Source organism: Cohnella sp. GbtcB17 (genome assembly GCF_019091135.1).
Classification (GTDB): Bacteria; Bacillota; Bacilli; order Paenibacillales; family Paenibacillaceae; genus Cohnella.
This window is the reverse complement of the sequence record NZ_JAGXJW010000052.1, coordinates 15,918-41,379: the sequence shown is the minus strand read 5'-3', so window position 1 is coordinate 41,379 and position 25,462 is coordinate 15,918. Positions and strand designations below refer to the sequence as shown.

Below are 25,462 nucleotides of genomic sequence, written 5' to 3'. Positions count from 1 at the left end.
GATGCTGCATGTTTAACCGGAGCCATATCGTATATACTCCTGACTTAGTGGTGAGAACCATTATCAATTACGCAGGAGGATAAAGATGAAAAAGCTTAAACAGGGGCTCGCGCTATGGATGGTAGTCGGCCTGACGATAATCGCGCTCGGAGCCTGCAGTAACGGGAATCGCACGGAATCGGGGGCGGAATCGACAGCCGCGGTGAATTCGCCCTCGGCTTCCGTCAGTCAGACGACAACCGCACCGGCGATGAAGCCATATAAGGACAAGTTCGGAGAGAAAAACATTCCGGTAAATCCCGGCAGAATCGTCTCGATCTCCAGTACGACCGACCTGCTCGCACTAGGCATGCAGCCGATCGGGGCGATGAAATACGAGGTCGAGCCTGACTATTACCTTAACAGCTACAAAAACCCGATCCCCAAGATCAGCGACTGGCCGATCAACTACGAAGCCGTAGCTGCGGCCGAGCCCGATCTCATTCTTGCATTTGACATGCCGCTGTTAACGCAAGAAATATATGATCAGCTCTCGAAAATCGCGCCGACGGTCGTACCGGCGGATGTCGGCTTATACGACCATTTGCTGGAGGTGGCCGACCTCTTTGACAAACGCGATGCAGCGGAGAGCTGGCTCGCCCATCATCGTGAGAAAGCCGCTGCCGCGAAAGCGGAAATCGCCGGACTGGTAGGCGCGGATGAGACAGTGGCGGCCATTCGCATCGACAAAGCGACCTTCAGCGTGTACGCCAATCGGGCGATCGGCCATGTGCTGTATGATTTGCTCGGTTTAAAACCGTACCCGCTGGTACAGCAGGCCATCGACAACCGCAGCGGCAAGCTGGTATACGCCGACGGTACGATGGTCTATGCCGCGGACCAGCTGAACCTGGAGGTTCTGCCGCAATACGATGCCGATCGGCTGGTTGTAATGCTGGGCAACGATCCCGCTGCGGAAGACAACTTCAAGCAGCTCCAGAAGTCGGCCTTATGGCAGAACTTGAAGGCGGTCAAGGAAAACCATGTGTACCTTGTGCCGTACGACAAATGGTGGTCATATACCTTGTTCTCCGCGGACGCCTTGCTCACGGATGCCGTAGCGCTGTTCAAGCCATAAATGGCCGCCCGGCCGGCTCAATACCCCCGCAAAGCGACCGCTTCGCGCTCCGCCTCCGGCTTCAGCATGCTTCGCATATCGTGGCCGGAAGGGTTCTGGAAGACGACCAGCCCGAACTCGTGCGCGACCGCGAGCAGATGATCGAAGATATCGGACTGAATGCCCTCATATTCGCTCCATACGGTCGTGTCCGTAAACGCGTAGACCTCCAGCGGCAGGCCGTTCTCCCCCGGGGCCAGCTGTCGGACGAGGCGCGTCATATCCCCGCGAATCCTCGGATGCAGCGCCAGATACCGCTCGACATAGGCGCGGAAGACGCCGATGTTCGTCATTGCCCGGCCGTTGACCGCGACGGTGCGGTCGATCTCGCGCTCCCGGTTGAACAGCTCGATATCCGCTGCCTTCTCCCGGATGTAATCGCGCAGATACTGGATGCGCTCGAACCGCTCGAGCATCTCGGGCGTACAGAAGCCGATGCTGTTCATGTCGATATAGAGCGATCGCTTGATGCGCCGCCCGCCCGCGCGCTGCATGCCCCGCCAGTTCTTAAAAGAGTCGGAGATAAGGGCGTACGACGGGATCGGCGTGATCGTCTTGTCGAAGTTCTGCTCCTTGGCGGTGTTCAGCGAGATATCGATCCCGTCGCCGTCCGCGCCGTACTTGGGCATCTCGACCCAGTCGCCGACCCGCACCATATCGTTGGACGTCAGCTGGACGCCCGCGACGAGGCCAAGCAGCGAATCCTTGAAGATCAGCAGCATGACCGCCGACAGCGCGCCGATCCCGCTAAGCAGAATGAGCGGGCTCTGTCCGATCAGGTTGGACACGATCAGAATGCCGCCGACGATGAACATGAATATTTTGAATACTTGAATATAGCCCTTGATCGGGCGAACCTTGGACACCTCGTAGGTCGTATAGATGTCGTTTAGGGCGTTCAGCAGCGCGTCGAGCACGACGATCGCCACGATCGTCAGGTAGACGGCCACGCCTTGCGCGATGAGCCCCTGATAGCCGGGGAAGCTGTACGAGAAGGAATATAGGATGATGGCGGGTACGATGTGGCACAGTCTCTGGAACACCTTGCGCTTCAGGATGTAGTCGTCCCACTTGAACCGGTTGCGCCGAATGTAGTGAGCGGCAATGCGAAGCACGACCTTTTTGGTTACATAGTACGCCAGCAAGCTGACGGCCGCGATGCCGACGATGAGGATGGCATTCGCCAGGTAGACGGACAGGCCGGACGCGACGCCCAGGTCGGCGAGCAGCTCTTGGATTTTTTTCATACCTTCCTCCCCAAAAATAAAGAAAGGCCCGCCTGGCGCGATTGCCCGTGCGCCAGGGAGCTTTTTGTCCGATGTTACCGGATGTCGACCGATCCGTCAACCGGACGGGGCCGGGATTTATTGGCGGCCTGCTGACCACTTCTTTTTCCTCCGCGCGAGATACGCGCCCCCAGCGCCGCCATCATCGATCCCGGCAAGCGGGAGCTTCGGCCAGGACAGGCCCGCTCTTTTTTTGAAAAATTTGAGCAATCGCGGCATTCGACTCCTGCACTCAAACCGCCATAAATCCGCCATCCACAAACAGTTCGTCGCCTGCGATGAAGCTGCTCTCGTCCGATGCCAGGAACAGCACCGCTTTGGCGACCTCGTCCGGCTGGCCGAGTCTCCCGAATGGCGTCATCTGCTTCATCGCCTCCTCGGCGCCTTCGTTGTCTCGGAGATACGTCTCGAGTGCCGGCGTGAGGATCACGCCGGGGGACACCACATTTACGCGGATGCCCCGGCTTTTAAGGTCGGTCGTCCATGTACGCGCGAACGAGCGGATCGCGGCCTTCGTGGCACTATAGATCGACAAGCTGGGAAGCCCTTTGCTGCCCGACCCCGATCCTGTAAGGATCACCGTGCCTCCATCCTTCATGAGCGGCAACCCCTTCTGAACGGTGAAGACCATACCCTTTACGTTCGTGTTGAACACGCGATCGAAGTGCGCTTCCTCGATGCCGCCGAGCGGTGCAGACTCGGAAATACCTGCGTTTGCAAACAAGACGTCCACCCTGCCATGATCACGTTGGATCCGCTCGTAAAGTCGATCGAGGTCGGCGAAGTTGCCGACGTCTCCCTGGACGCCGACGGCACCGTGACCGATCTCCTTTAGCGCCTCATCCAATCGTTCTTGCCGACGCCCCGTGATGTACACATGCGCGCCTTCCGTCGCAAAAAGTTTGGCCGTCATCAAGCCGATGCCATCGCTGCCGCCCGTGATCACGACGACCTTGTTCTCAAATCGATTCGACATTTCCTCTGCCCTCTTTCCTTATAAGTGGAGGATTACTCCACTTATTATACGGAGGAACCCTCCACTTTTCAAGCGGCAGTTAAAAATACGATTGTTTTTAGCCTCCACATCCCTTTTGACACTTTCTCCGACGTTCACTACACTAAAGAAAACAAAGAAAATATCGGTGAAAAAACGTAGGGGGGAACCGCATTGACTGACATCCATCCACTGCGGGCAGACGCCCAACGAAACCGCGAACGTATCCTTGCTGCAGCTGAAGATGTCTTCTTGTCAAAGGGTGCCGGCGCTTCGCTTGAAGACGTTGCAAAGCGGGCCGGCGTTGGAATCGGGACGCTCTATCGGCGCTTTCCTACGCGCGACGCGCTCTTGGCTGCAACCTACAGCGACCGTTTCTTGTCATTCGCGCAAGCCAGTCGGGAAAGATCTGCCGGACTTGATCCGGCAAGCGGGGTACGTGCCTATCTTGAAGAACTCGCCCTGCACACGAGCGTTTATCGTGGCCTTGCCGCTTCGCTAGGCACTGTTCTTCAAGTCGGCACGCCAGGTTGCCATGCGACAAGCGAGGAGGGGTTGCGATTACTGGACCATGCGCAGAAGGCGGGGGCTATTCGTCCCGATATCACCTTCGATGATCTGGTGTACGTCGTAACCGCGATCTCCCTGGCTGCTGAAGGCGATGACTCGCCGAAATCTCGCATTGCTCATTTGGTCAGCTTGTTCCTCGACGGCATCAGCATGCGTTGACGGCCCAGAACCTCATTTGATGACGAATGCTTTTCTTACGCACAAAAGCTTTTCTTACGCACAAAAAAATACATCGCCAGAGCAAGCGTATGCCCGGCGATGCATGTGCTTTATTCTATTTAGCCGCGACGCGTTCCTCCGCCTCGATGTCCGCAAAATAACGCGCGCTCTCCACCATCGGCGTACAATCCGAGTGATCCCCGCTCAGCGTGATCTCGAAGATAAAGTCCTTGCCCTGCACAAGCGGCTTCACCATGCGCCAATCGATCTTCCCGAGGCCTAGCTGCAGCGAATCGTGCACAAGCCCCATGCTGTCAACGAGATGGTAATATTGCGCGTATGGCGCAGTGCGTTTGAGGATGTCCCGCAGCCGCTCGTTGTCCCCGCGATAGCTGATAAAGGTGTGACTCACGTCGACCGTCAGCGGCAGCTCCAGCGGCTCGATCAGATCCTCGATGAGATATGGATTGCAGCCGTAAGAGAACAGCCCTTCGGTGGAATCCTCCCAGACGAACACGTCCCGCGAATACGCCATGACCTTGCGAATCTCTTCGCGCAGCAGCGCGGTTCGCTCACGGGTAACGTTGCCGCAGCTGGCCGTATGGACGTAGTGAGCATGCACGACGCATTTGGCCCGCTCCTCCGCGCAGATGCGTGCGAGCGCTTCGCACGATTCATGGTAAAATCGGCGCGCATCCGGATTTTCGCTCAAGATGTCCAGGTACGTCCCGCGGTACGTCGGCGGATGATGCAGGTACGGCTTGACGCCCCGGTCATGAAGCTGGCGGATGCGGTCCCGAATGCGCTCCTGATCGTTCAGATCGCGTTCGGTCAAGTAAAATTCGATAATATCCGGCTCGTAAGAAAGGCGATTGTCCAAGTTGCGCTGATCAAGATTCCCTTTCAAGCGTATAAACTTCACCAGAATACCACCTCCGCTCCCATCTTATCACACTCGTGTTAAAGGGGCGTTATCGCGGGCTTCCGATCAAAGGGCGTACGTTGTTTATATATTTTTAATTCTCGATTACGGGTTCACCGCAAACAGCGAATGGATATTACCGTCAGGGTCGGCGAAGAATCCGGTCGTGTGGCCCCAATCCATCGACTTGGGCTCCGCAATTGGCTTGGCCCCCTTGGAGACGATGACATCGTAAAGAATCCGGACAGCTTCAGGCGATTCGCATTGAAAATTCAGTTCGAAGGCTTGCCCCATATGCGCTTCTTTATAGGAATGATGCCCGTTTGTGTTATCAGCCATTAAAGACTTGGAGCAAATCGCGAAGCGAGTGCCGCCACTTGCGAACTCGACATAATGATCCTCCGTGACAGCGGTGCGAAGACCAAGCACATCGCGATAAAAGGCGGCTAGTCTGGAAACATCATCGGACAATACAGTAAATCCTTCTAATTCCATCCTCATTCTGGAACCCCCATTTATTGAACTGTAAAAAAATGCTATACGATTATAATCGTAAAGTAAATAGAACTGGCATGCAACCGGATGCAGGCGAGATGCATCTTACATATGGGGGAGGAGGAAGCGGTCTGGATATCGTTCAGGGGTTGAGGGAAAAAGACGAAGCCGCGCTTCGAGCGTTAATGGAGCGGTACGGCGATGAATTGATGCGAACGGCGTTCCTGCTGGTCAAAGATAAGCAAGCCGCGGAGGAAGCCGTCATGGATACGTTCATCCAGGCGTACCGCAAGATCGGCCAGCTCCAGGACCCCGATCGGCTAAAAAGCTGGCTTCTGCGCATCGCGGTCAACCGGTGCCGGATGAAGATGCGCACGTGGAGCTGGAGCCGAATCTTTCCTTTATCCCAGGTGGAGACATTGGTGGCGGAAGAAGAACCGGGCCCGGAGGCGCTCCTCATGGATGCATGGCGCAACGAGATGTTAAGCGAGGCGCTGCTGAAGCTGGATTACAAATATCGCGAAGCGATCGTTTTGTTTTATTACAACGGACTAAGCGTAGCCGAGATCGCGGAACAGACGAGCGGCAACGAAAATACGGTGAAGGCCAGGCTGGCGAGAGGCCGTGCGAAGCTGAAGCTCATGCTGGAGGAACAGGAGGATGGGAATGAAACCGGAGCAGGCGCAAACGTCCATGAGAGCAAAGCTGGAGGAAGAGCTTAAAGAAATTCATTTTTCAAAAAGCGTGGAAGTGTTGAATCGTACCCATCCCCGTTCCTTGCCGGCCAAGCTGCGCGCTTTGTGGAATTACGAGATCGAACTGCCGCTGATCCCGCTTGGCGCAGGCTTCGCCGTGCTGCTGGTGATCGTGCTCGCGACGCAGTTTGAAGAGCACTCGGATCCGGGGGACCTGGCGGGAGACATGCCGCGCGCGGATCGGCAGCTCGTCGAAGCGGGAGGCAATACGTACTGGAAAGAGGACTTCGAGAAGGCGGTGAAGCGCGTTGAAGGTAAAGATCAAAGTTAAGCATCTCTTTGCGCTTGTCACCGTCCTGTTCGCCTCGTTCGTCTTGCTCCAGGTCTTCGTAATGCCGAGCGTCCAGGTCGCGCTTGCGAAAAAGCACTTCGAGCAAGGGGCACCGAACGGCAAGCGTGAGTTGATTCGCGCGATCGATGCCGCGTCCGGAGACGACAAGTGGGCGCTGATTCGGCGCTATATGATCGAGAACGGCTCGGACCTGGGCGCGACAAGATTTGAAGTCATCGCGGGAGACGGGACTTTTGAATCCGGCACGGTGACCTCGCTGCCGGGCACGCCGCGCTGGACGGGGGAAGAGAAGCTCAAGTACTTGAATGCTTATGTGGAAGGCGGTCCGGTCGATGGCTATATGGCGCGGGCGGCGAAGCAGTTGGCATACGAATATTTATTGCTCGACAGGAATGAAGATGCGATTCGCGCGTTAGAGCGGATGGAGCAGAAGCTCTCGAGTCCATACGTTAATCAGAAAAGCGAGCTTAAGTTTGCCCGCGCAAAAATTTATGCGGATGTAGATAAACCCGAGGCGGCGGAGCGATTGCTGAATGAGCTGAACGACCGCCCGAACCGGCAGGATACGTACCTGACCGACAAGATCGCAAAGCTCAAGACCCGGGTCGCGGAACAGCGCGACCCTACGGCTTCAAGCGTATCCGGAACGATTAAAAAAAGCGACGGCACGCGCATGTCAGGCATCGGCGTGTACTTGCGGAGCAGCAGGGATATCTATCACAGCCTGATCGATAGCGAGCCTTACCAGACGATGACCGATGCCGAAGGCCGCTTTGCGTTCAAAGGCGTCGCCCCCGGCAGTTACGTCATTTACATCGGCCTGAACTTCGAGCAACTTGACGGCTGGACGAGACCGGTGAACCGTGACGAGGAGTGGATCGACGTTCGGAGAGGCGAGCGGCTGACCCACGACATTACGTTGCAAAGGTTAATTCAACTGCGCGCCCCCGTGGATCAGCAGGTGATTACAGGCGAGACGGTCCAATTCGAATGGGAGCCCGTCGAAGGCGCCGCCTACTACAGGCTGAACGGAACCTTCCCTGTCGAGAATGGCTCGGTAGGATTCCAGATCAAGGACCATATCGAGGACAGCGCCATCGAATTGCCGCTCGAAACGCTCTACGGCGTCGCAACGGGCTATTCCTACAAAAAGTTCGGCGACAAGGAGTTGCCGGACCCCTCCACTCTGCTGGGATTCGCCGAACCGTCCAGCCGGTTTTCCTGGAGCGTAGAAGCCTACGATGCCAATGGGAAATTGTTGACGCGCAGCAACGGCTACCGCTTGAACGAGCAGACGATGGGGCATCTTCCGTTTTTCTACCTGAAGGCACGCACGCTCACCGAAGCCGACCGTCTGCTGCTCGAGGGGCGCATGGACGAAGCGTTATCCGCGTACAAGGCGGACTACGCGCGGGATGAGCAGGACCATCATAGTCTGCGGATGATCGTTAAACTGTTCGGGATTCATGAGCTGGGCCAGAAAGAGACATTTGACGTGGCTTCATTAACGTACCTGGAAAAGCTCGCAAGCGTCGACAATAGTGGAAGTGCGCTGGCCACCTTGATCGCACATTATGGAGAAGTCGGGAACTGGCCCCTGGTAGACCGGTATTACGGCATGCTCGAGGAAGCCCGGCAAGGAAAGGTGGAAAGCTACACGCAGGCTCTCTATGGTACGCTGCTGCTCAAGCAAGGAAGAGTGCGGGAGGGCGAGGCGCAGCTCCGGCAGGCACAGGAGAACGATTCCTCGAACCGGTTTATCGGTAGTTATCTCGCAAGCGTGATTTATTTGTCAGGCGACTTGGTTAAGGCCGAAGCACTTGCGCGCCAGTACCCTGAACGCTCCTATTACGATCAAGCCAATCCGGATTGGAGCAAGCTGGTGCATGATTTAGCGGAAGAAAGCCGGGATGCAAATGGAGATGCCTACTTGTCACAGCTGAGAGATGCGTTGCGGGTCGGGTTCAGCGGCGATCAGACTCGCGTGGCGGAATGGAGGGCGAAGTCGGAGCATGCGGCCATGGAGGCGTTCGTCCTGGCGCTGTCGATGGCCGATTAGCGTGACAACTGCGGCGGGCTTCAAGCAACAATTGTGTTATTGCGCGGAATGGCGATTATAGGCCCGCACCGCGAATGCGTAGGCGACGATCGATATCCCTATGCACCATGCCAGCGCAACCCAGATATCGTTACCTACCGGTTGGTTCGACAGCAGCGCGCGGATCGTTTCGACGATAGAGGTCACCGGCTGGTTCTCGGCGAAGGCGCGAACGACGGCGGGCATCGACTCGGTCGGCACGAACGCCGAGCTGATGAACGGCAGGAAGATCAGCGGGTAGGAAAAGGCGCTTGCGCCTTCGACCGTCTTGGCGGACAGTCCGGCGATGGCCGCAATCCAGGTGAGCGCCAGTGTGAACAGTACGAGGATGCCTGCTACGGCGAGCCAGGACAGGATCCCTGCCGAGGAACGGAAGCCCATCGCGAGCGCTACGAGTATGATGACGGCAATCGAAATGACGTTGGATACGACCGAGGTCAGTACATGCCCCCACAGCATCGTGGAACGCGCGATCGGCATGGAGTTGAACCGCTCGATGATGCCCCGCTGCTTATCCAGGAACAGGCGGTAGGCGACGTAGGCAACCCCGCTGGCGATCGCCATCAGCAGGATGCCTGGCAGCAGATAGTTCACATAGTTGTCCGTGCCTGTCTCGATGGCGCCGCCGAAGACGTACACGAACAGCAGCATCATCGCGATCGGCGTGAGGCAGACCGTGAAAATCGTGTCCACGCTGCGGAAAATATGGCGCATGGAACGACCGAGCATGACGCTCATATCGCTGAAAAAGTGGCTTTTTGCCGTTTCCATTTAGACGGCCTCCTTTTTGCCGATGATGGCGAGGAAGATTTCCTCGAGCGTCGGCTGTTTTTCCACATACTCGACCTTCGCTTGCGGAAAAAGCTTCTTCAGCTCCGCCAGCGTGCCGCCGGCAATGATCCGGCCCTCGTGCAAAATGGCGATTCGGTCGGCCAACTGCTCCGCTTCCTCCAGATACTGCGTGGTGAGGAATACTGTCGTGCCGCTGTCGGCCAGCTCCTTGACGATCTTCCACACCTCGATGCGCGCCTCCGGATCGAGCCCGGTGGTCGGTTCGTCGAGGAAAATGATGTTCGGCTTGCCGACCAGGCTCAAGGCGATGTCGAGCCGACGGCGCATACCGCCGGAATAAGTGGACGGCTTGCGGTCGGCGGCGTCCGTCAGGCCAAAACGCTTCAGCAGATCGTCCGCCACTTGGCGCGGCTGAGCGAGATGCCGCAACTTGGCGATCATGATCAGGTTTTCCCGCCCGGTGAGCACCTCGTCGACCGCCGCAAACTGTCCGGTCAGGCTGATCGCATGCCGTACCTGCTCGGGCTTTGATGCGACGTCAAACCCGTTCACGATGGCGGCGCCTCCGTCCGGCCTGAGCAGTGTGGCGAGGATCCGGAACATCGTTGTCTTGCCCGCGCCGTTGGAGCCGAGCAGGGCGAAGATTTCGCCCCGCTTCACTTCCAGATCGACGCCCTTCAGCACTTCCTTGCCCTTGAAGGCCTTTTTAAGACCCTTCACTTCGATCGCTTTTTCCATGCCGATCTCCTCCTTCACTTTTTCTTGTCGGTCACTTTTTTCATGGCCTTGTTGACGGCTTGATTGGCCGCTTCCTGTGCGATGTCCGTGTGCGTCCTCGAGTCCTTGATCAGCTCGTCGCAGAAGGCGGCCACGTCGCTTCCCGTCACTTCAAGCACGCCTCTGCCCGACGCCGCGCCCTCTTCGAATAGATCGACGATGCCCGACAGCACCCCATTCTCCTCGGACAGCTCTACTGGACCAACCTTGAAGAGATATTTTTGAATCTCTTTGTAAACGATCTGGTAATCCTGCGGGAGCGCTTTGACGCGCGCCACGTGCGCGCGCCATACTTTTTTGCCCTCGATGATATCGCGAATGTTCATTTGAAATCCCCCTATTTGCCTAGTTTTTTGGCCACATTCTGATTGAGCTGCTCGCGCCATTTGTCGCGGTAGGACTTTGCCCCTTCTTCGCCCGCCAGCGCCGCGCAGAAGCCTTTGATATCGTCGCCCAGCACCTCTTCGACGCGCTGTCCCTCCGTCGCCGATTCTTCGAGCAGGCCGAGCACGCCATCGAGGATTGGCATCAGGTTGCGACCGCTGAAGCTCGAGTACGACCACAGATTGGCGTTCACTTCTCCCCATGCCGCCTGATATTCGGCCGGCAGCTTTTTGGCTCGCGCATCAAATGCTTTCATTTCCTTCGTCATGTCGCTTCCGGTGATCTTTTCCCAAAGGTTCATTGCGATTTCTCCTTTAACTCGTTCATTTTGGAGGAGACGAACTCCCACTTCTCCCAGAACTTCCGAAGCTCCGCGCGTCCCGCGTCGTTGATCGCAAAAAACTTGCGAGGCGGCCCCAATTCCGAAGGCTTCTTGGTGATCTCCACCAGCTTGTTCTTTTCAAGACGGATCAGGATGGTGTACACCGTTCCTTCAACAACGTCTGCGAAGCCGAGGGCGTTCAGCTGTCGCGTGATCTCGTAGCCGTATGTTTCCTTGCGGCTAATAATTTCAAGGACACAGCCCTCGAGCACGCCTTTGAGCATTTCCGTCAAGTTATCCAAGGCAATCACCCTTCGCTATTCTGTATGACTGGTATGCAGTATTACTTACTACTGCTATAAAGTATCACGTAGTAGCTGGCGTTGTCAACGGTCATCATGCTGATTTTCTAAAAACGGGCGGCGGCGCGCTTCTGTAATCGCGCTTTCCTCGCTTACAGCACGCAACAGCCACCTCGCCGCTCCTGTAACGTTGCTTTTCTCGCTTACAGCGGCGGCGCGCTTCTGTAACCGCGCTTTCCTCGCTTACAGCACGCAACAGCGCCCTCATCGCTCCGGTAACGTTGCTTTTCTCGCTTACAGCGGAGCCACGTTTCTGTAACCGCGCTTTTCTCGCTTACAGCACGCTCTAGCGCCCTCGCCGCTCCTGTAACGTTGCTTTTCTCGCTTACAGCTAGCGGCTCAAGCATGCCTCCAAGCCAGGAAAATTAAAAAAGCGCCCCGAGTCCCGCTCGGAGCGCCCTGCGTATCCTATGATGCCGATGACTTCGCATCCTGCTCAGCCAGCTTCGCGACGGCGCGAAGCGCGGCTTCGATCTCCCGCTCGACCGCCTGCGCGACGGCATCGGTGTGCGGATCGTACTCGGCCGCCAGGTCGGCGTCCGCGTAGCCGTCCACCGCCAGGATCGCGCCCGCCCGCGCGCCGCGCAAGCTCGCGACGACGTACAGCGCGGCGATCTCCATCTCGACGCCGATCGCGCCCGCCTGCTTGTACGTCTTGTGCGGAATGTCCAGCGCGCCCTGGAAAAAGGCGTCCACCGTCACGGTGATGCCTCGCCCGACCACGCCGCCGAGCTCCCGCGCCGACGCGTCCAGCGCCTCGACGATGCGGCTGTCCGCGACGGCCGGGAATCCGTCCGGCACGATCGACCGGGTCAGCCCGTCGGCCCGAACGGCCGCCGTGCTGACGATCAGGCTGCCGGCCGGCGTCCGCTCCGAGTAGGAGCCGGCGGTGCCGACGCGGATGAGCGTCTTCACGCCCGCGCGAATCAGTTCCTCGAAGCAGATGGCCGCGCCCGGCGAACCTACGCCGTGGCTGACGACCGCAAGGCGCACGCCCCGGTAGTCGCCGACGAACGTGCGATATTCGCGGGCGAACGCCAGCTCCCGCGCGCCCTCCAGCCTGCGCGAGATCACCTCGGCGCGGCGCGGATCGCCGCAGACGATCGCATATTCCGGAATGTCTTCGGCGTTAATTTGCAAGATCGGCAAGTACATCGTTAATCGAACTCCTTCTTCGTCCATTCGTCCTCGGGGATCGGCAGCGCCTCGCCGGAAAACCGCTCTTCGGCGAACGGATCGGCTTCGTTGTGGAAGCCGTTGCGCTCCCAGAAGCCCGGCCGGTCCTCACGCATGAACTCGATGCGGCGAATCCATTTCGCGCTTTTCCAGAAGTAGCGATGGGGCACGAGCGTGCGCAGCGGCCAGCCGTGCTTGTCCGTCAGCGGCTCTCCCCCAAAGCGATAAGCGAGCATGACGTCGTCCCGCAGCAGGTCCTCGAGCGGCACGTTCGTCTCGTAGTCCGGATCGGCATGGAACATGACGTACTTCGCTTCGGGCTTGACACCGAGCAGCGGCAGCAAGTCCTTGAACAGCACGCCCTCCCACTCGGTATCGAGCTTCGACCAGCGCGTCACGCAGTGGATGTCCCGCACGACCTTGGTCGCGGGCAGCGACAGAATCTCCTCGAACGTAAAGGAACGCTCCGCCTCCACCTCGCCGCACACCGTCAGCCGCCACTCGTTCATATCGTAAACAGGCACATCGCCTTCGTGCAAAATGGGAAACTTCTCCGTGACGGTCTGTCCCGGGGGCACCCGGTGGCGAATCGACGGATCGACGCCCGTCGCCGCGGCCGGCACTTTTGCTTTTTTCAGACGATCCGCTTTGTTGTGCATCTTCGGTGTCAACCTCCTCTGGCGTTCCGCGCCGTTATCTGGAGCTGGAGCCGGCATTCTGCGCGTCTTTGATGAAGCCCTTGTCTCTGAAAAAGAACATCGCGACGATCGTGACGACGTAAGGCACCATCTGCGTAAAATGCGACGGCCACGACACGCCCTGCAGCCGGATGCTGAACGCGTCCATGAACCCGAACAGCGCGCTTGCGCCGAGCACGCCGAGCGGCCCGGATTGGCCGAGCATCGTCGCGACGAGCGCGATAAAGCCCCGGCCCGACGTCATCCCTTCGGTGAACATCGTCACCTGGCCGAGCGACAGCTGCGCGCCGGCGAGCGCGCACAGCACACCGCAGGCGATCATCGCGCCGTATTGGTAGCGGCGAACGTGGATGCCGATCGTCCGGGCGGCGAGCGGATTGCTGCCCGCGGCCAGGAACCGGAACCCGTTCACCGTGCGATAGAAGTAGTACCACATCAGCCCCGCCAGCACGATGGACAAGTACACCAGCGGAGAGTGTCCGGAGAAAATGTCGCCCACGACCGGGATGTCCTTAATCAGCGGAATGTTCCATTTGGGCAAGCCGACCATTTCCTTGTCGTAGTATGCGCCTTTTACATTAAAGATCGTCCGCAAGCTGAACGTCGTCAAGCCGAGCGCCAGGAAGTTCATCGCGATGCCGACGACGATGACGTTCGCCTGCAGATGGATGCTAAGGTACGCGAAGAGCAGCGAGAACGCGCATACGCAGACAATGGCGAACAGGATGGCCAAAAACGTATTCTGAAAGTAATGGTTGCCGACGATGGCGGTAAACGCGCCGATCAGCATCAGTCCTTCGAGGCCGACGTTGAACAGGCCGACGCGCGCGCACAGCGCGCCGCCGAGCGCCGCGAGCAGGATCGGCGTCAGGATGCGAAGCGCCGAATTGAACAGGGCCAGATCAAACAGCTGATCCATCGACGATCGCTCCTTTTTTGCGCCGCACAAAACGCCAGCTGAATTTGACGGTGATGAACAAAATGAGCACCGCCTGAATGACCGCGCCGATCTCGAGCGGCACGTCGGTATTGAGCTCTACGCCCATGCCGCCCGTCTGAAGCGCCGCGAGGAAAAAGGCGCCGACGGCCGAGCCGATCGGATTGCCGTTCGCGAGCAGCGCCGCCATAATGCCCGTCCAGGCATAGTCCGCCGAAGCGAACGAGCCGTCGATGTAGCGATACTGCGAGCCCAGCACCTCGGCTGCGCCCGCAAGACCGGCGAGTCCGCCGCTCGCGAACATCGTCGTCAGCATGAGCGACGTCCGCCGCACCCCGCCGTACACGGCGAACAGCGGATTGCCGCCCAGCATGCGCGCCTCGTACCCTTTGACCGACCGGGCCAAATAGACATACAAAATGATGACGGCCGCGATCGCGATGACGAACCCGGCGTGCACCGTCATGCCCTTGAACAGCTTCGGCAGCCATACGGCATGTTCCAGCATCTGCGTCTGGGCCATCGCGCCGGCGCCCGTCTTGTCTTTGAACGGATAGGTGACAAGATAGCCAGCGAACAACGACGCGATGTAGTTGAGCAGCATCGTCGTGATGAGCAGGTTCACGCGAAAACGGACGTCGAAGTACCCGGCCATCGCCGACCAAAGCCCGCCCGCGACAATGCCGCCAAGCATCGCCACGATGCAGACGAACCAGCCCGGTCCCGGCACGTGAAGGCCGATGAGCGCCGCGCTCAAGCCGCCGAACGCCATCTGTCCCTCCGCACCGAGGTTGAAGAAGCCCGAGCGGAAGGCGACCGCGGCCCCCATGGCGACGAGGATGAGCGGCGTCGCGCGGGATAGCGTGCTCGTGAAAAAGTAAAAGCTGCCGAATGCGCCTTTCCACATCTCCGTGTACGTCTCCGCGATCGACCCGCCGGCGACGGCGATCGCGGTCGAGCCCGCGAGCAGGCCGATCACGATCGCGATCAGCGGTCCGCGAAGCGACAGCAGCCACGCTCCGATTTTAGGCATGCCTCATCCCTCCTCCCGCCATCAGCAGGCTGAGCTTGTCCTCGCTCGCCTCTTCGACGCGCAGCTCTCCCGCGATGCTTCCTTCGTACATGACGACGATCCGGTCCGACAGCTTCAGAATCTCCGACAGCTCCGACGAGACGAGCAGAATCGCTCCGCCTTCGGCGCGCCTTCGCAGCAGCTCCTCATGGATTGTCTCCATCGCCCCGATGTCCACGCCCCGCGTCGGCTCCGCCGCGATCAGAAACGGCGTGTTATGCGCGATCTCGCGGGCGACGATCAGCTTCTGCAGGTTGCCGCCGGACAGGTTCTGCGTCTTGTTGTCGAGCGATCCGGCTTTGATCGCAAAGCGCTGGACCCAATCCGAGACGAGCGTCCTCATCCCTTTGCCGCGCAGCATGCCATAGCGCCCCAGCCGATTCTGGTGGCCCATGATGCCCGTCTCGGCGACGGTCGCGGCTTTGCTGGCGCCCCAGATGTATCGGTCCTCGGGAATATGCGCCAGCCCGGCATCGCGAACCGCCCGCGCGCCGCTGCCCGTCACATCTTTGCCGAGCAGCGAGATGGTGCCGGCGTCCGGCTTCATAAGGCCCGCGATCGACTGGATCAGCTCCGATTGACCGTTGCCGGAGATGCCCGCCACGCCGACGATCTCGCCTTCGCGGACGGTCAGGTTAATCCCGCTGAGCGCCGGTTTGGGCCCGCTTCCGGCGAGGGAGACGTCCCTAAGCTCCAGCACGTTCGCTTTGGGGTTGGCCGGCTTCTTCGTCGAAGGAGCCAGCTCGCGGCCGACCATCAGCCTCGACAGCTCCTCCACGTTCGTATCGGAGGCGTTCAGCGTGCCCGTCACTTCGCCGTCGCGCAGCAGGGTGAGCCGGACGGCGACGCTCATGACTTCGTTCAGCTTGTGCGTGATCAGGATAAAGCTCTTGCCCATGCCCGCCAGCTTCTTGATCGCTTCAAGCAGCTCGCCGACCTCGAGCGGGGTCAGCACACCGGTCGGCTCGTCCAGAATGATGATCTCCGCGCCTTGATGGAGCACCTTCAGGATCTCGACACGCTGCTGCACGCCGAGCGGACAGTCGCCGACCTTGGCCCGCGGATCGACGCGGATGCCGTATGTCTTGGAGAGCGCCTCCACCTGCGCAACGGCGTTCTTGCGATCGAACCGGACGGCGCCGGGCTCGCGGCCGATCACGATGTTTTCCGCCACGGTGAAGTCCGGGAACAGCATGAAGTGCTGGTGCACCATGCCGATGCCGCTGCCGATCGCGTCCTTCGGGTCGGCGAAGCGCATGTCGCGCCCGTTCAACTTAATCGTGCCGGACGTCGCCTGCTCCATGCCGTACAAAATGCGCATGAGCGTCGTTTTGCCCGCGCCGTTCCCCCCGACGACCGCATGCACTTCCCCTGCCTTCAGGTTAAAGTCGATTCCCTTGTTCGCGACGACGCTGCCGTAGCTCTTCGTGATTCGCTCCATCTCGAGCAGCATGCGAGCCCTCCTGTCTGCGGTCCTTATAAGCATAGGAAACCGGCTGCTCGAGGCAGCCGGTTATGGATAATTATAGGTAAAAGCGACGTTTATTGTTGCAACGGATTTTTGACGACGGTCGTGCCTGCAATAATATCATCGGAAATCTTCTTGAGCTTGTCAACATTTTCTTGACCGAGCGCGTCGCTCAGCGGGGACTTGCTGTCCTTGTTGACGTACGTCAGGCCGACGCCGCCTTCTTTGAGGCCGTAGTCGCGAACGCCGTACGAGAAGTTGCCTTCAACGAAATCCTTGACCGTCTCGTAGGCAACGGCGTCCGTGCCTTTAAGCTGCGCCAGGATGACTTGCTTGCCGTCGGTGTTGTCCGTATCTTGGCCGGACGTGTAGAAGCCCTTCTCGCCTGCGGCTTCGAACACGCCGAGGTCGCCTGCGGCCGACATGCCGGCGATGAAGTCCGCACCTTGGCCGTTTTGCTGCAGCGCCAGTTCCTTCGCCTTCGCAGGGTCGGTGTAGCCGCCTACGTAGCCGACCAGGATCTTGATGTTCGGGTTGATCGACTTGGCGCCTTGCTCGAAGCCGCTCGTGTACTTGGAGAGGAGCGGAATGTCCATGGCGACGACGTTGCCGACCGTGCCGGACTTGGAAACGAGCGCCGCAGCGGCGCCGAGCAGGTACGAAGCTTCGTACTCGCGGAACGCGATGGAGCGAACGTTAGGCAGATCGACGACCGTATCGATGACGGCGAACGACTTGTCCTTGTATTCCGGCGCGATCTTCTTCAGGGCGTCTTCAACCTGGTACGTCGCGGTGATGATCAGGTCGTAGTCGCCTGCCGCCGCCGTACGAATGTTCTGCTCGATCGAAGCCGGGTCCGTGGACTCGAGCGTCTTCACTTCTACGCCGAAATCCTTTCCTGCTTTTTTCAGGCCTTCGTCCATCAGTACGAAAAACGCGTTGATGCCGATCGGCTCGGGCGTGATGAGCGCGATCTTCTTCGGCTTGCCGTTCGAAGCGGCCGGCGCGGACGCGCTTCCGCTTGCCGGCGCGCTGCTGCTGGCGCCAGCGCTGCTGCCTGCGTTGTTGCTATTGTTGTTTTTCGTCGATCCGCATGCCGCCAGCACGCCTGCGATCAGGACGAACATCATAACGAGCGATAATGTCTTTTTCAACTGTCTCTCTCCCCTGATTAGATGCTAAATAGGCTCCATTATATCCTAGAAGATCACTGGGGATATGTCAAACTGATTTTGCTTGGATTCGACAATTTTCGATACCTACTATCCCTTACGCCTAGCGGGCATACAAGCTGTTCTCATCCTGCAACCCGCTCCTCTCCCTTTCAGATAGTTTTAAAGACCTACATAACGATCATTTTTCTATCTATTACCAATGCAACATGGTACCATATAAGAGATGTCAAAATATGATGTAATTTGGCATATTCATCGAGGGGGGATGTCTCGCTTGAGAGTAAGAGAAACCAAAGGTATCAGAGACAAGCGGAGATTGTTGCAGCGCGTGTTGGCCGCCATGTTAGTTCTCGCCATTATCGCCGGCGGCGCACTATCCACCATGGGAAGCGCGTATGCAGTTTCGCCCTTGACCATTACTACGGAGCCGCAGGATATCGTAGTAGATGAAGGGCTGTACGCGACCCGGACGTTCACTGTCACAGCGGAAGGCGGCGGCACGTTGAGCTATCAATGGTATCGCACTTCCGGCGGGAATACGGTACGGCTCGAGGGAAAAACGGATCCTTCTTTGGAAGTTCCCACGTCGTCGCCCTTCGAATCCGACTACTATGTTGAAGTGTCTGATGGTACGGACACTGTAACGAGCCGCTTCGCGCACTTGACGGTGAATGCGCTTCCAAGCGCGCCAGCGCCGTCCATCGACACGCAGCCCTTAGCGTACGCAGAGCTTAGCGAGGGCGACGACAGCCCGACGCTAAGCGTGGAGGCAAGCGTGACGGGCGGCGGAACGCTCAGCTACCAATGGTACCGCAATACGACGGACAGCAATGCAGGCGGCTTTATGCTGCAAGGCCAGACTGGAGTCTCCTACGTGGTACCGACGGGCGCGGCGCACGACTCGTATTACTATGTCGTTGTCACGAATACGGTCGCAGGTCAGCATCCGACAAGCACGAATAGCGCTACCGCCCATGTCAAAGTGAACGCGCTGCCGAGCGCGCCGGCGCCGTCGATCGACACGCAGCCCTTATCGTACACGGATCTTAGCGAGGGCGATGACAGCCCGACGCTAGGCGTCGCGGCGAGCGTGACGGGCGGCGGAACGCTCAGCTACCAATGGTACCGCAATACGACGGACAGCAATGCGGGCGGCTTTATGCTGCAAGGCCAGACTGGAGTCTCCTACGTGGTACCGACGAGCGCGGCGCACGACTCGTATTACTATGTCGTTGTCACGAATACGGTCGCAGGTCAGCATCCGACAAGCACGAATAGCGCTACCGCCCACGTCCAAGTGAACGCGTTGCCGGACGCGCCGGCGCCGTCGATCGACACGCAGCCCTTATCGTACACGGATCTTAGCGAGGGCGACGACAGCCCGACACTAAGCGTAGCGGCGAGCGTGACGGGCGGCGGAACGCTCAGCTACCAATGGTATCGCAATACGACGGACAGCAATGCGGGCGGCTTTATGCTGACGGGCCAGACGCAAGACACCTATCTGGCGCCGACAGGCGGAGCCCATGACTCGTATTATTATGTCGTCGTCACGAACACGGTCGCAGGTCAGCATCCGGCCAGCGTGCGCAGCAATACCGCTCACGTCGTCGTCCAGGATGTCACTTCGCCGACCGTCTCGATCTCGTCGGGCATCAACAGACCGACGGCTCAGGCTAACTTTGGCATCACGATTATATTCAGCGAGCCGGTAACTGGATTTACGGAAGCGGGCGTCAGCGTCGCTAACGGTAGTCTAGACCATTTTCAGGCGGTCAGCAGTCTCGTCTACACCGCGGACATCACCGCGACAGCCGAAGGTCCCGTGACCATCGAAGTAGCGGCCGGCGTAGCGATGGACAATTATAGCAATCCAAATGTGGCTGCAACGCCGCATATCGTCACCTATGATACGACCGGACCGACTGTGAGTCTGTCTTCATCGGTCGCGAATCCGACGAACCAGTCCTCGTTCATCGTAACGTTGGCGTTTAACGAGCCGCCGCTCGACTTCTCGACGACGGATATTACGGTGACGAACGGGACCGCGAGCCAGCTGCAATCCGCAGACGGCACGACCTATACCGCCGTCATCAGACCGGCAGCGGACGGGCCGGTGACGGTTGGCCTGGACGCGAACGTCGTGACCGACGCGGCGGGCAATGCGAACACTGCGGCGTCTACTTCGGTCAGCACCGTTTACGACGGCACGTCGCCGACGGCGAGCATCTCATCGTCTGCAGCGAATCCGACGAATCAGTCTACGTTCGATGTCACGATCACGTTCAGCGAAGCCGTCACCGGATTCGCAGTCGGCGACCTCACGGTCACAAACGGGACCGCGAGCAACCTTAGCACTTCCGACAATAGGGTTTATACCGCTGTCATTACGCCGGCAGCGGACGGCTCCGTTGTCGTGACGCTCCCCTCCGGCTCGGCAGCCGATGCGGCGGGCAACGGCAATTTGGCGGCAACGCCTTACAGCACGGTCTATGACACGACGGCGCCCGAACTGACCGATGTGCGCATCGAGAGCGATAATGCGACGCCATCCCTTGCCAAAGTCGGGGATACCGTGACGTTAACCTTCAGCGCCAGCGAACGGCTGGCGGCTTCGCCTGCGGTGACGATCGCAGGACACGCTGTAGCTGCCGTCGAAGCCGACGGCGTATACACGGCAGTCTATACGATGACCGCTAGCGATGCCGAGGGCGCTGTCCCGCTGCAAATCGCATTTAGCGATCCGGCGGGGAATGCAGGCGTGACGGTCGTTCAGACGACGGATGCGAGCGCGGTTGTTTTTGACAAGACGCCCCCTGTTCCTGTTATCGCAAGCCCGATCGAAAATGCGCGATTAACCGACAAGCAGCCGACGATCGAAGGAACAGTCGAGCCCGGCAGTACGGTGAAGATCGCCATTAACGGCGAAGCGAGCGAAGCGCAGGCGGGCAGCGACGGAAAATGGACGTTCAAGCCAGCCGCCGCACTGATCGACGGTGCGTACACCATCACGGTCGATGCGATCGATCCGGCCGGCAATCACAGCGAGGTTCAGGCCGAACGCTCCATCACGATATACACGGAGCAGGTCGCTGTGCCCGACAATACTGTGGATGTGTTGATCAATGGACGTCCGAGCAAGATCGGCAAGCTGACCGCCGGTCAGAAAGACGGCCGGTCCGCGACGACGCTCTCGGTCGATCAGCGCGAACTCGAGAAGCTGCTGGCGGAAGCAGGATCCGGCGCAGTACTTACCTTGCCGTTTAATGCGAACTCCGACGTTCTGATCGGACAACTGAACGCTCAAATGATTAAAAGCCTGGCGCAGATGAACGCCGTCGTAGAGCTTAAAACCAAACAAGCGACGTATACGTTGTCTGCGAAGCAACTCAACGTTGACGCGTTATCCAACAAGTTTGGCAGCTCGGTCAACCTGCGGGACATCGCCATTCTGATCGAGATTGCAGCTCCATCCGCAGAGATGACGAAGCTGCTGACGCATGCCGCGGACCAAGGATCGTTTACCGTCGTCGCATCCCCGGTCAGCTTCACGGTAAGCGCGGTGTACGCGGGGACAAGCACGGAGCTCACCACGTTCAGCGCTTACGTCGAACGGACGATCGCGCTGCCGGCCGGCACGGATCCGGACAAAGTGACGACAGGCGTCGTCATCGAGCCGGACGGAACGTTGCGCCATGTGCCGACCCGAGTCGAAGTCGTCGACGGGAGCTACACCGCGCATATCAGCAGCTTGACGAACAGCACGTATGCGATCGTCTGGCATCCGCTCGAATTTGCCGATATGAACGGTCATTGGGCCAAAAAGTCCGTTAACAACATGGGCTCGCGGATGGTCATCAACGGAACGGACAATGATCGATTCAGTCCCGACACCGAGATTACGCGCGCGGAATTCGCTGCCATCCTTGTTCGCGGCTTGGGCATCGGTCTTAACCAGGATCAAGGCGCATTCTCCGATGTCAATTCGGCCGACTGGTACAGCGGAGCCGTTCAAACAGCATACGCCTATCAGTTAATCAACGGCTTCGAGGACGGGACATTCCGGCCGAACGACAAGCTCACGCGCGAGCAGGCGATCGCGATTCTCGCCAAAGCTATGAATATTACGAATGGATCGGCTGCTACAGCGGTTACGGGAGCCGCGGCAGAAGAGACGCTGCGTTCCTACAAGGACGCGGACGAAGCAGCCCCCTGGGCGCGCAGGGGTATCGCCAGCAGCATTCAAGCGGGCGTAATACGGGGCAGAAGCGCATCTTTGCTCGCTCCCAAAGCCAATATCACGAGAGCCGAGGTTGCGGTTATCGTAGAACGGCTGCTCAAGCAGGCGGACTTGATTTAAAGGGAATTCGATTTACAGAAGAAGCATGAACAAAAACGCCTCCTATTCCACGATGCTGTGGGCGGGAGGCGTTTTAAATTCTACCCTGTATATTCCGATGAGCCGGGCCATAGCCGAAGCGCCATGTCGACCACATGCCGCAGCTTCATCAACGGCATCGCGCCCCGAGTCGTCTCATAAGCCTGCTTTTTAACCGTGCCCGCACCCGCCTGTCCTCTCCCGAATATCCTGCAAATGGAACCTTACTCTATGCAGGAAGGGATGATTCGGTATGATTGGTTCACCGACGCATTGGATGGAGGTTGCCCTGTGGGTCGTTCTTGGCTCGATGGCGGTCGACTTCCTGGTCGGACTTTTCCAATCGCTCCAAGGCAACAAGCTTGTTAACGCGAACGAAGCGGTTCTCGTCTACCTGAGGGGGATCGTCGTCCATGTGCTGCCGCTGCTCATACTGGCAGGGATCGCGCTGATGGACGAGACGGGTTGGATCGTCAAGACGGCTTATTATATCGGCGCCCTCGCCGTCGTCATCAAGTATTTGAAGGATATCAAGGCGAAGCTGTAGCTTGCAGCCTCGCGCACCATTCCAGCAACCGGCTCTCCGCCGTACAGGCGGAGGGCCCCTTAATAGAACCGGTTTGAGGCCTACCCTCTCACCCTTCCCACATACGGGTAGATCGGATCTCTTAATTCGAAGTCGTACGTACTTCCGTTCACGATGCCAACGACTTTCTCGCTGTCGTAGAGATCCAACATAAACCCGGCCATTTCTTCGGCGGTATGAAACTTCGGAACGACGCCTTCATAATGAAACGCTTCTAAATCCAAAGCGCTTTTTATAAATTCAGTCGCAGTCGCCGCGGGGGCCAACACTTTGGCTCGGAGCGCAGCGCCGCGTTCCTTTAATTCCTGCTCGATGCCTTCCGTAAAGGCACTTGCATAGAACTTTGTCGCGCAGTAGGCTACGGAATTGCCGACAATCTGGTAGCCTCCTCCCGAAGAAACATTGATGATCTGCGTCCCTTCGACATCTGCATAATCGCGAACATAAAGGGTAGTAAGCACAGTTAAGGCTTCGATATTCAAGTGAAGCATCGTCGTCACTTTGTTTAAATTTTGCTCTCCGACGGAGGCGAAGCTTCCGGCTCCCGCATTATTGATCCAGGTCTCGATCGGATAATCCGCAAGGCTTTCGTAAAATTCATAAACTTCGGCGGCAACGGACAAGTCGACCGTTCGCAGGACAACATCCAGGCCGGGGTTAAGGTCGGCCACCTTTGATTTTAAACGTTCCAATTCCCCGGTTCTGCGGGCTGCCAGAATCAAGTTCTTTCCGCGTGCCGCAAAAGCAAGAGCCGCTTCATACCCGATTCCCGAGCTTGCCCCCGTTATCACCGTATATTTCATATCCGTTCTCCCCCTTCCTTCAATTGAACTACTCCGCAGAGAAGCTTCGAATGTAAAACGCTTGTTGCTTGAGCATATAATCTGAGGCTTTTTTCATCATATCTGCGAATTGCTTGCTTTCTTCCGCTCCAAGATGGTTGACCAAGTCAACGAACATGTTAAGACGGGCTTCATTAATACGTTGGATATACGCTTTGCCTTGATCCGTAAGCCGGATTCTGACGATTCGCCGATCGGCAGGATCGGCATGACGCTTGACCAGCTCCTGCGCTTCCAGACTGTTGATATGCTGCGTAATCGTCGGCGAAGTCACATTTAATTTTCCGCTGATCTCCGACACCATCAATCCCGAATCGCCATCCTGAACGTTCATGCTGATGAAGTAGAGAACCATGATCTCGCCTGGCTTCTGATTGTGCACCGCGCGATTCTGCATCATATTTCCGCTGACTTGCGATTGAAAGTACGATTCCATTAACTGCTTTGCGATTTCCTTCCGCTCCTCGGACAATCCGCTCACTCCCCAGGACTTACATAGGAAACCTAATAAATAGGTAACCAATTTAATTGGTTACCTAAGTATATACGCATATAGTCAGATCGTCCACTAAATTGTTGTGAAGGCACGGAGACCGCGGCATTACTCCACGATCTCCTCCACCTTCTCCTGGAAGAACAGCTTGTAAATGTGCGTCAGCAAAATTTTAACGACAATATACGCCGGGATACTCAGCAGCATGCCCAGCACGCCGGCAAGATCCCCACCAAGCAGCAGAAGCACGATAACGGTCACAGGATGAATCGCCATCGTCCGTCCGAAGATGATCGGCGTCAGAATATGGTCCTGAATCTGCTGCGCAGCCAGAATAATGAGCAGCGACCAGAGCGCCATCATGGGAGATTCCATAAAAGCGACAACGAGGACCGGGATAGCCGCCATAATGGCGCCGATGTACGGAATAAAGTTCAGCACGACGGAGATCAGCACCAGCAGCAGCGCGTACGGAAGCCCGATGAACAGGAAACCGACATACATGAGAGCGCCTAGAATGATGTTCAGCACGACCCGGCTGACGATAAACGAACCGAGCGCTTCGTCGATCTCCGTCAGGGCCGCATGCCCTTCAGCCTTGTACTTGCGCGGCACCAGATATAAAAGGGAATCCTCAAGCTTGCGCCCGTCCTTCAGCATAAAGAAGAGAATGACCGGCACAACCCCGATCAGCACGACGGCACGGGAAATGACGGAGATGATGTTCGTCAGATACGTAGAAACCCAGGCGCCAGCCTTCTGGGCATACTCCGACATTCGAGTTTCCAAATCAAACGACTCCGGCAGGACCGTTGAGACCACGCTCCCGTCATCCGTCTTATCCTGAACCTGATCGCTCAGGTCCTCCACGACTTCGGGCGCGTTGTTGATAAAGTTGTTCGTCTGATCGCGCAACGACGGCCACACCAGCCAGATGAACAAGGCGATTAAACCAGCGAACACCACATAAAGCAGCGTGACGGCAAGCCAACGCTTCATCCCCCGGTTATGTAGAAATCCGACGATCGGGCGGAGGAGGTAATAGAGAAAGCCGGACAGCGAGATCGGCAAAATCAAAATTTCGAACATTCGAACGATCGGCGCGAACATGAAGCGATCAAGGAAGAGAAGAAAGATCGCCAGCAGCACAAAAATAACGCTGAGAATGATTCGAAAAAACTTCGCATGCGGCATGGCAGCTCCTCCTTTTGGCTCTATTACCCGCCGGAGGAAGGGACAGAAACGAGGAGGACTGCCGGAGAATTACGCCAAA

25 protein-coding genes are annotated in these 25,462 nt (G+C 57.9%); 7 read left to right on the top strand and 18 right to left on the bottom strand.

What is annotated here, in order from left to right:
• Positions 1–85: 85 nt before the first annotated feature.
• Entirely contained in the window at positions 86–1,117 is a 1,032-nt protein-coding gene (locus KVT38_RS24950) for an ABC transporter substrate-binding protein (RefSeq protein WP_217596463.1), read from the top strand.
• A gap of 17 nt (positions 1,118–1,134) precedes the next feature.
• Here the strand turns inward: KVT38_RS24950 and KVT38_RS24945 are convergent, their stop codons facing one another.
• A complete protein-coding gene (locus KVT38_RS24945; RefSeq protein ID WP_217596462.1) occupies positions 1,135–2,403 on the bottom strand; it encodes a mechanosensitive ion channel family protein in 1,269 nt (422 codons plus the stop codon).
• A gap of 271 nt (positions 2,404–2,674) precedes the next feature.
• Positions 2,675–3,418, bottom strand: coding sequence for an SDR family NAD(P)-dependent oxidoreductase (locus tag KVT38_RS24940; RefSeq protein WP_217596461.1), 744 nt, complete (start codon positions 3,416–3,418; stop codon positions 2,675–2,677).
• A gap of 192 nt (positions 3,419–3,610) precedes the next feature.
• Between KVT38_RS24940 and KVT38_RS24935 the strand changes: the two genes are divergently transcribed.
• Positions 3,611–4,165 (top strand): TetR/AcrR family transcriptional regulator, encoded by a 555-nt coding sequence (locus tag KVT38_RS24935; RefSeq protein WP_217596460.1) that lies wholly within the window; start codon positions 3,611–3,613, stop codon positions 4,163–4,165.
• 115 nt (positions 4,166–4,280) lie between these two features.
• On the opposite strand, the gene KVT38_RS24930 is transcribed toward KVT38_RS24935, so the two are convergent.
• Together KVT38_RS24930 and KVT38_RS24925 are read right to left on the bottom strand one after the other, a co-directional pair.
• On the bottom strand, positions 4,281–5,087 hold the full coding sequence (locus KVT38_RS24930) for a TIM barrel protein (RefSeq protein WP_217596459.1): 807 nt from the start codon (positions 5,085–5,087) through the stop codon (positions 4,281–4,283).
• A 105-nt stretch (positions 5,088–5,192) separates the two neighbouring features.
• A complete protein-coding gene (locus tag KVT38_RS24925; protein ID WP_217596458.1) occupies positions 5,193–5,588 on the bottom strand; it encodes a VOC family protein in 396 nt (131 codons plus the stop codon).
• A 92-nt stretch (positions 5,589–5,680) separates the two neighbouring features.
• On the opposite strand from KVT38_RS24925, the gene KVT38_RS24920 reads away from it, so the two are divergent.
• From KVT38_RS24920 to KVT38_RS24910, 3 genes are read left to right on the top strand one after another with little or no spacing between them, the layout of a single operon-like run.
• Positions 5,681–6,304, top strand: a complete 624-nt coding sequence (locus tag KVT38_RS24920) for a sigma-70 family RNA polymerase sigma factor (RefSeq protein ID WP_254639531.1) — start codon at positions 5,681–5,683, stop codon at positions 6,302–6,304.
• On the top strand, positions 6,276–6,608 hold the full coding sequence (locus tag KVT38_RS24915; RefSeq protein WP_217596457.1) for a hypothetical protein: 333 nt from the start codon (positions 6,276–6,278) through the stop codon (positions 6,606–6,608). The genes KVT38_RS24920 and KVT38_RS24915 overlap by 29 nt, the downstream gene beginning before the upstream one ends.
• Positions 6,586–8,688 carry a carboxypeptidase-like regulatory domain-containing protein gene (locus tag KVT38_RS24910; RefSeq protein WP_217596456.1) on the top strand — a complete coding sequence of 701 codons (2,103 nt, stop codon included), beginning with the start codon at positions 6,586–6,588 and terminating at the stop codon, positions 8,686–8,688. The genes KVT38_RS24915 and KVT38_RS24910 overlap by 23 nt, the downstream gene beginning before the upstream one ends.
• A 36-nt stretch (positions 8,689–8,724) precedes the next feature.
• Here KVT38_RS24910 and KVT38_RS24905 read toward each other — a convergent pair whose 3' ends face one another.
• The 11 genes from KVT38_RS24905 to KVT38_RS24855 form a co-directional block, all read right to left on the bottom strand.
• On the bottom strand, positions 8,725–9,498 hold the full coding sequence (locus KVT38_RS24905) for an ABC transporter permease (RefSeq protein ID WP_217596455.1): 774 nt from the start codon (positions 9,496–9,498) through the stop codon (positions 8,725–8,727).
• The gene (locus KVT38_RS24900; RefSeq protein ID WP_217596454.1) at positions 9,499–10,257 is read right to left on the bottom strand and encodes an ABC transporter ATP-binding protein; all 759 of its coding nucleotides are present in this window, start codon (positions 10,255–10,257) and stop codon (positions 9,499–9,501) included.
• A gap of 14 nt (positions 10,258–10,271) precedes the next feature.
• Positions 10,272–10,622 (bottom strand): DUF1048 domain-containing protein, encoded by a 351-nt coding sequence (locus KVT38_RS24895; protein ID WP_217596453.1) that lies wholly within the window; start codon positions 10,620–10,622, stop codon positions 10,272–10,274.
• A gap of 11 nt (positions 10,623–10,633) precedes the next feature.
• Positions 10,634–10,981 carry a DUF1048 domain-containing protein gene (locus KVT38_RS24890; protein WP_217596452.1) on the bottom strand — a complete coding sequence of 116 codons (348 nt, stop codon included), beginning with the start codon at positions 10,979–10,981 and terminating at the stop codon, positions 10,634–10,636.
• Complete coding sequence (locus KVT38_RS24885; RefSeq protein ID WP_277533018.1) at positions 10,978–11,286, bottom strand: PadR family transcriptional regulator; 309 nt, start codon at positions 11,284–11,286, stop codon at positions 10,978–10,980. Before KVT38_RS24885 ends, KVT38_RS24890 begins: the two co-directional genes overlap by 4 nt.
• Before the next feature lie 486 nt (positions 11,287–11,772).
• Complete coding sequence (locus KVT38_RS24880; RefSeq protein ID WP_217596450.1) at positions 11,773–12,519, bottom strand: nucleoside phosphorylase; 747 nt, start codon at positions 12,517–12,519, stop codon at positions 11,773–11,775.
• A gap of 2 nt (positions 12,520–12,521) precedes the next feature.
• On the bottom strand, positions 12,522–13,199 hold the full coding sequence (locus KVT38_RS24875; protein WP_217596449.1) for a sulfite oxidase-like oxidoreductase: 678 nt from the start codon (positions 13,197–13,199) through the stop codon (positions 12,522–12,524).
• 34 nt (positions 13,200–13,233) lie between these two features.
• Entirely contained in the window at positions 13,234–14,157 is a 924-nt protein-coding gene (locus KVT38_RS24870) for an ABC transporter permease (protein ID WP_217596448.1), read from the bottom strand.
• Positions 14,141–15,208: an ABC transporter permease gene (locus KVT38_RS24865; RefSeq protein WP_217596447.1), complete on the bottom strand. Its 1,068-nt coding sequence runs from the start codon at positions 15,206–15,208 to the stop codon at positions 14,141–14,143. Before KVT38_RS24865 ends, KVT38_RS24870 begins: the two co-directional genes overlap by 17 nt.
• Entirely contained in the window at positions 15,201–16,700 is a 1,500-nt protein-coding gene (locus KVT38_RS24860) for an ABC transporter ATP-binding protein (protein ID WP_217596446.1), read from the bottom strand. Before KVT38_RS24860 ends, KVT38_RS24865 begins: the two co-directional genes overlap by 8 nt.
• An 89-nt stretch (positions 16,701–16,789) precedes the next feature.
• Complete coding sequence (locus KVT38_RS24855) at positions 16,790–17,869, bottom strand: BMP family lipoprotein (protein ID WP_217596445.1); 1,080 nt, start codon at positions 17,867–17,869, stop codon at positions 16,790–16,792.
• A 430-nt stretch (positions 17,870–18,299) separates the two neighbouring features.
• Between KVT38_RS24855 and KVT38_RS24850 the strand changes: the two genes are divergently transcribed.
• Together KVT38_RS24850 and KVT38_RS24845 are read left to right on the top strand one after the other, a co-directional pair.
• A complete protein-coding gene (locus KVT38_RS24850) occupies positions 18,300–22,250 on the top strand; it encodes an Ig-like domain-containing protein (protein WP_217596444.1) in 3,951 nt (1,316 codons plus the stop codon).
• 271 nt (positions 22,251–22,521) lie between these two features.
• Positions 22,522–22,815 carry a hypothetical protein gene (locus KVT38_RS24845; RefSeq protein ID WP_217596443.1) on the top strand — a complete coding sequence of 98 codons (294 nt, stop codon included), beginning with the start codon at positions 22,522–22,524 and terminating at the stop codon, positions 22,813–22,815.
• 80 nt (positions 22,816–22,895) lie between these two features.
• Here the strand turns inward: KVT38_RS24845 and KVT38_RS24840 are convergent, their stop codons facing one another.
• From KVT38_RS24840 to KVT38_RS24830, 3 genes are all read right to left on the bottom strand, one after another.
• Positions 22,896–23,657: an SDR family NAD(P)-dependent oxidoreductase gene (locus KVT38_RS24840; RefSeq protein WP_217596442.1), complete on the bottom strand. Its 762-nt coding sequence runs from the start codon at positions 23,655–23,657 to the stop codon at positions 22,896–22,898.
• Between the two features lie 28 nt (positions 23,658–23,685).
• Entirely contained in the window at positions 23,686–24,168 is a 483-nt protein-coding gene (locus KVT38_RS24835) for a MarR family winged helix-turn-helix transcriptional regulator (protein WP_217596441.1), read from the bottom strand.
• Between the two features lie 129 nt (positions 24,169–24,297).
• On the bottom strand, positions 24,298–25,383 hold the full coding sequence (locus tag KVT38_RS24830; protein WP_217596440.1) for an AI-2E family transporter: 1,086 nt from the start codon (positions 25,381–25,383) through the stop codon (positions 24,298–24,300).
• Positions 25,384–25,462: the final 79 nt, after the last annotated feature.

What these genes read in the sequence shown, in the direction of transcription:
- KVT38_RS24950 (WP_217596463.1), top strand. Translation starts at nt 86, where the DNA reads ATGAAAAAGCTTAAACAGGGGCTCGCGCTATGGATGGTAGTCGGCCTG.
- KVT38_RS24945 (WP_217596462.1), bottom strand. Translation starts at nt 2,403, where the DNA reads ATGAAAAAAATCCAAGAGCTGCTCGCCGACCTGGGCGTCGCGTCCGGC.
- KVT38_RS24940 (WP_217596461.1), bottom strand. Translation starts at nt 3,418, where the DNA reads ATGTCGAATCGATTTGAGAACAAGGTCGTCGTGATCACGGGCGGCAGC.
- KVT38_RS24925 (WP_217596458.1), bottom strand. Translation starts at nt 5,588, where the DNA reads ATGAGGATGGAATTAGAAGGATTTACTGTATTGTCCGATGATGTTTCC.
- KVT38_RS24920 (WP_254639531.1), top strand. Translation starts at nt 5,681, where the DNA reads ATGCATCTTACATATGGGGGAGGAGGAAGCGGTCTGGATATCGTTCAG.
- KVT38_RS24915 (WP_217596457.1), top strand. Translation starts at nt 6,276, where the DNA reads ATGAGAGCAAAGCTGGAGGAAGAGCTTAAAGAAATTCATTTTTCAAAA.
- KVT38_RS24905 (WP_217596455.1), bottom strand. Translation starts at nt 9,498, where the DNA reads ATGGAAACGGCAAAAAGCCACTTTTTCAGCGATATGAGCGTCATGCTC.
- KVT38_RS24900 (WP_217596454.1), bottom strand. Translation starts at nt 10,257, where the DNA reads ATGGAAAAAGCGATCGAAGTGAAGGGTCTTAAAAAGGCCTTCAAGGGC.
- KVT38_RS24895 (WP_217596453.1), bottom strand. Translation starts at nt 10,622, where the DNA reads ATGAACATTCGCGATATCATCGAGGGCAAAAAAGTATGGCGCGCGCAC.
- KVT38_RS24890 (WP_217596452.1), bottom strand. Translation starts at nt 10,981, where the DNA reads ATGAACCTTTGGGAAAAGATCACCGGAAGCGACATGACGAAGGAAATG.
- KVT38_RS24885 (WP_277533018.1), bottom strand. Translation starts at nt 11,286, where the DNA reads ATGCTCAAAGGCGTGCTCGAGGGCTGTGTCCTTGAAATTATTAGCCGC.
- KVT38_RS24880 (WP_217596450.1), bottom strand. Translation starts at nt 12,519, where the DNA reads ATGTACTTGCCGATCTTGCAAATTAACGCCGAAGACATTCCGGAATAT.
- KVT38_RS24875 (WP_217596449.1), bottom strand. Translation starts at nt 13,199, where the DNA reads ATGCACAACAAAGCGGATCGTCTGAAAAAAGCAAAAGTGCCGGCCGCG.
- KVT38_RS24870 (WP_217596448.1), bottom strand. Translation starts at nt 14,157, where the DNA reads ATGGATCAGCTGTTTGATCTGGCCCTGTTCAATTCGGCGCTTCGCATC.
- KVT38_RS24865 (WP_217596447.1), bottom strand. Translation starts at nt 15,208, where the DNA reads ATGCCTAAAATCGGAGCGTGGCTGCTGTCGCTTCGCGGACCGCTGATC.
- KVT38_RS24860 (WP_217596446.1), bottom strand. Translation starts at nt 16,700, where the DNA reads ATGCTGCTCGAGATGGAGCGAATCACGAAGAGCTACGGCAGCGTCGTC.
- KVT38_RS24845 (WP_217596443.1), top strand. Translation starts at nt 22,522, where the DNA reads ATGATTGGTTCACCGACGCATTGGATGGAGGTTGCCCTGTGGGTCGTT.
- KVT38_RS24840 (WP_217596442.1), bottom strand. Translation starts at nt 23,657, where the DNA reads ATGAAATATACGGTGATAACGGGGGCAAGCTCGGGAATCGGGTATGAA.
- KVT38_RS24830 (WP_217596440.1), bottom strand. Translation starts at nt 25,383, where the DNA reads ATGCCGCATGCGAAGTTTTTTCGAATCATTCTCAGCGTTATTTTTGTG.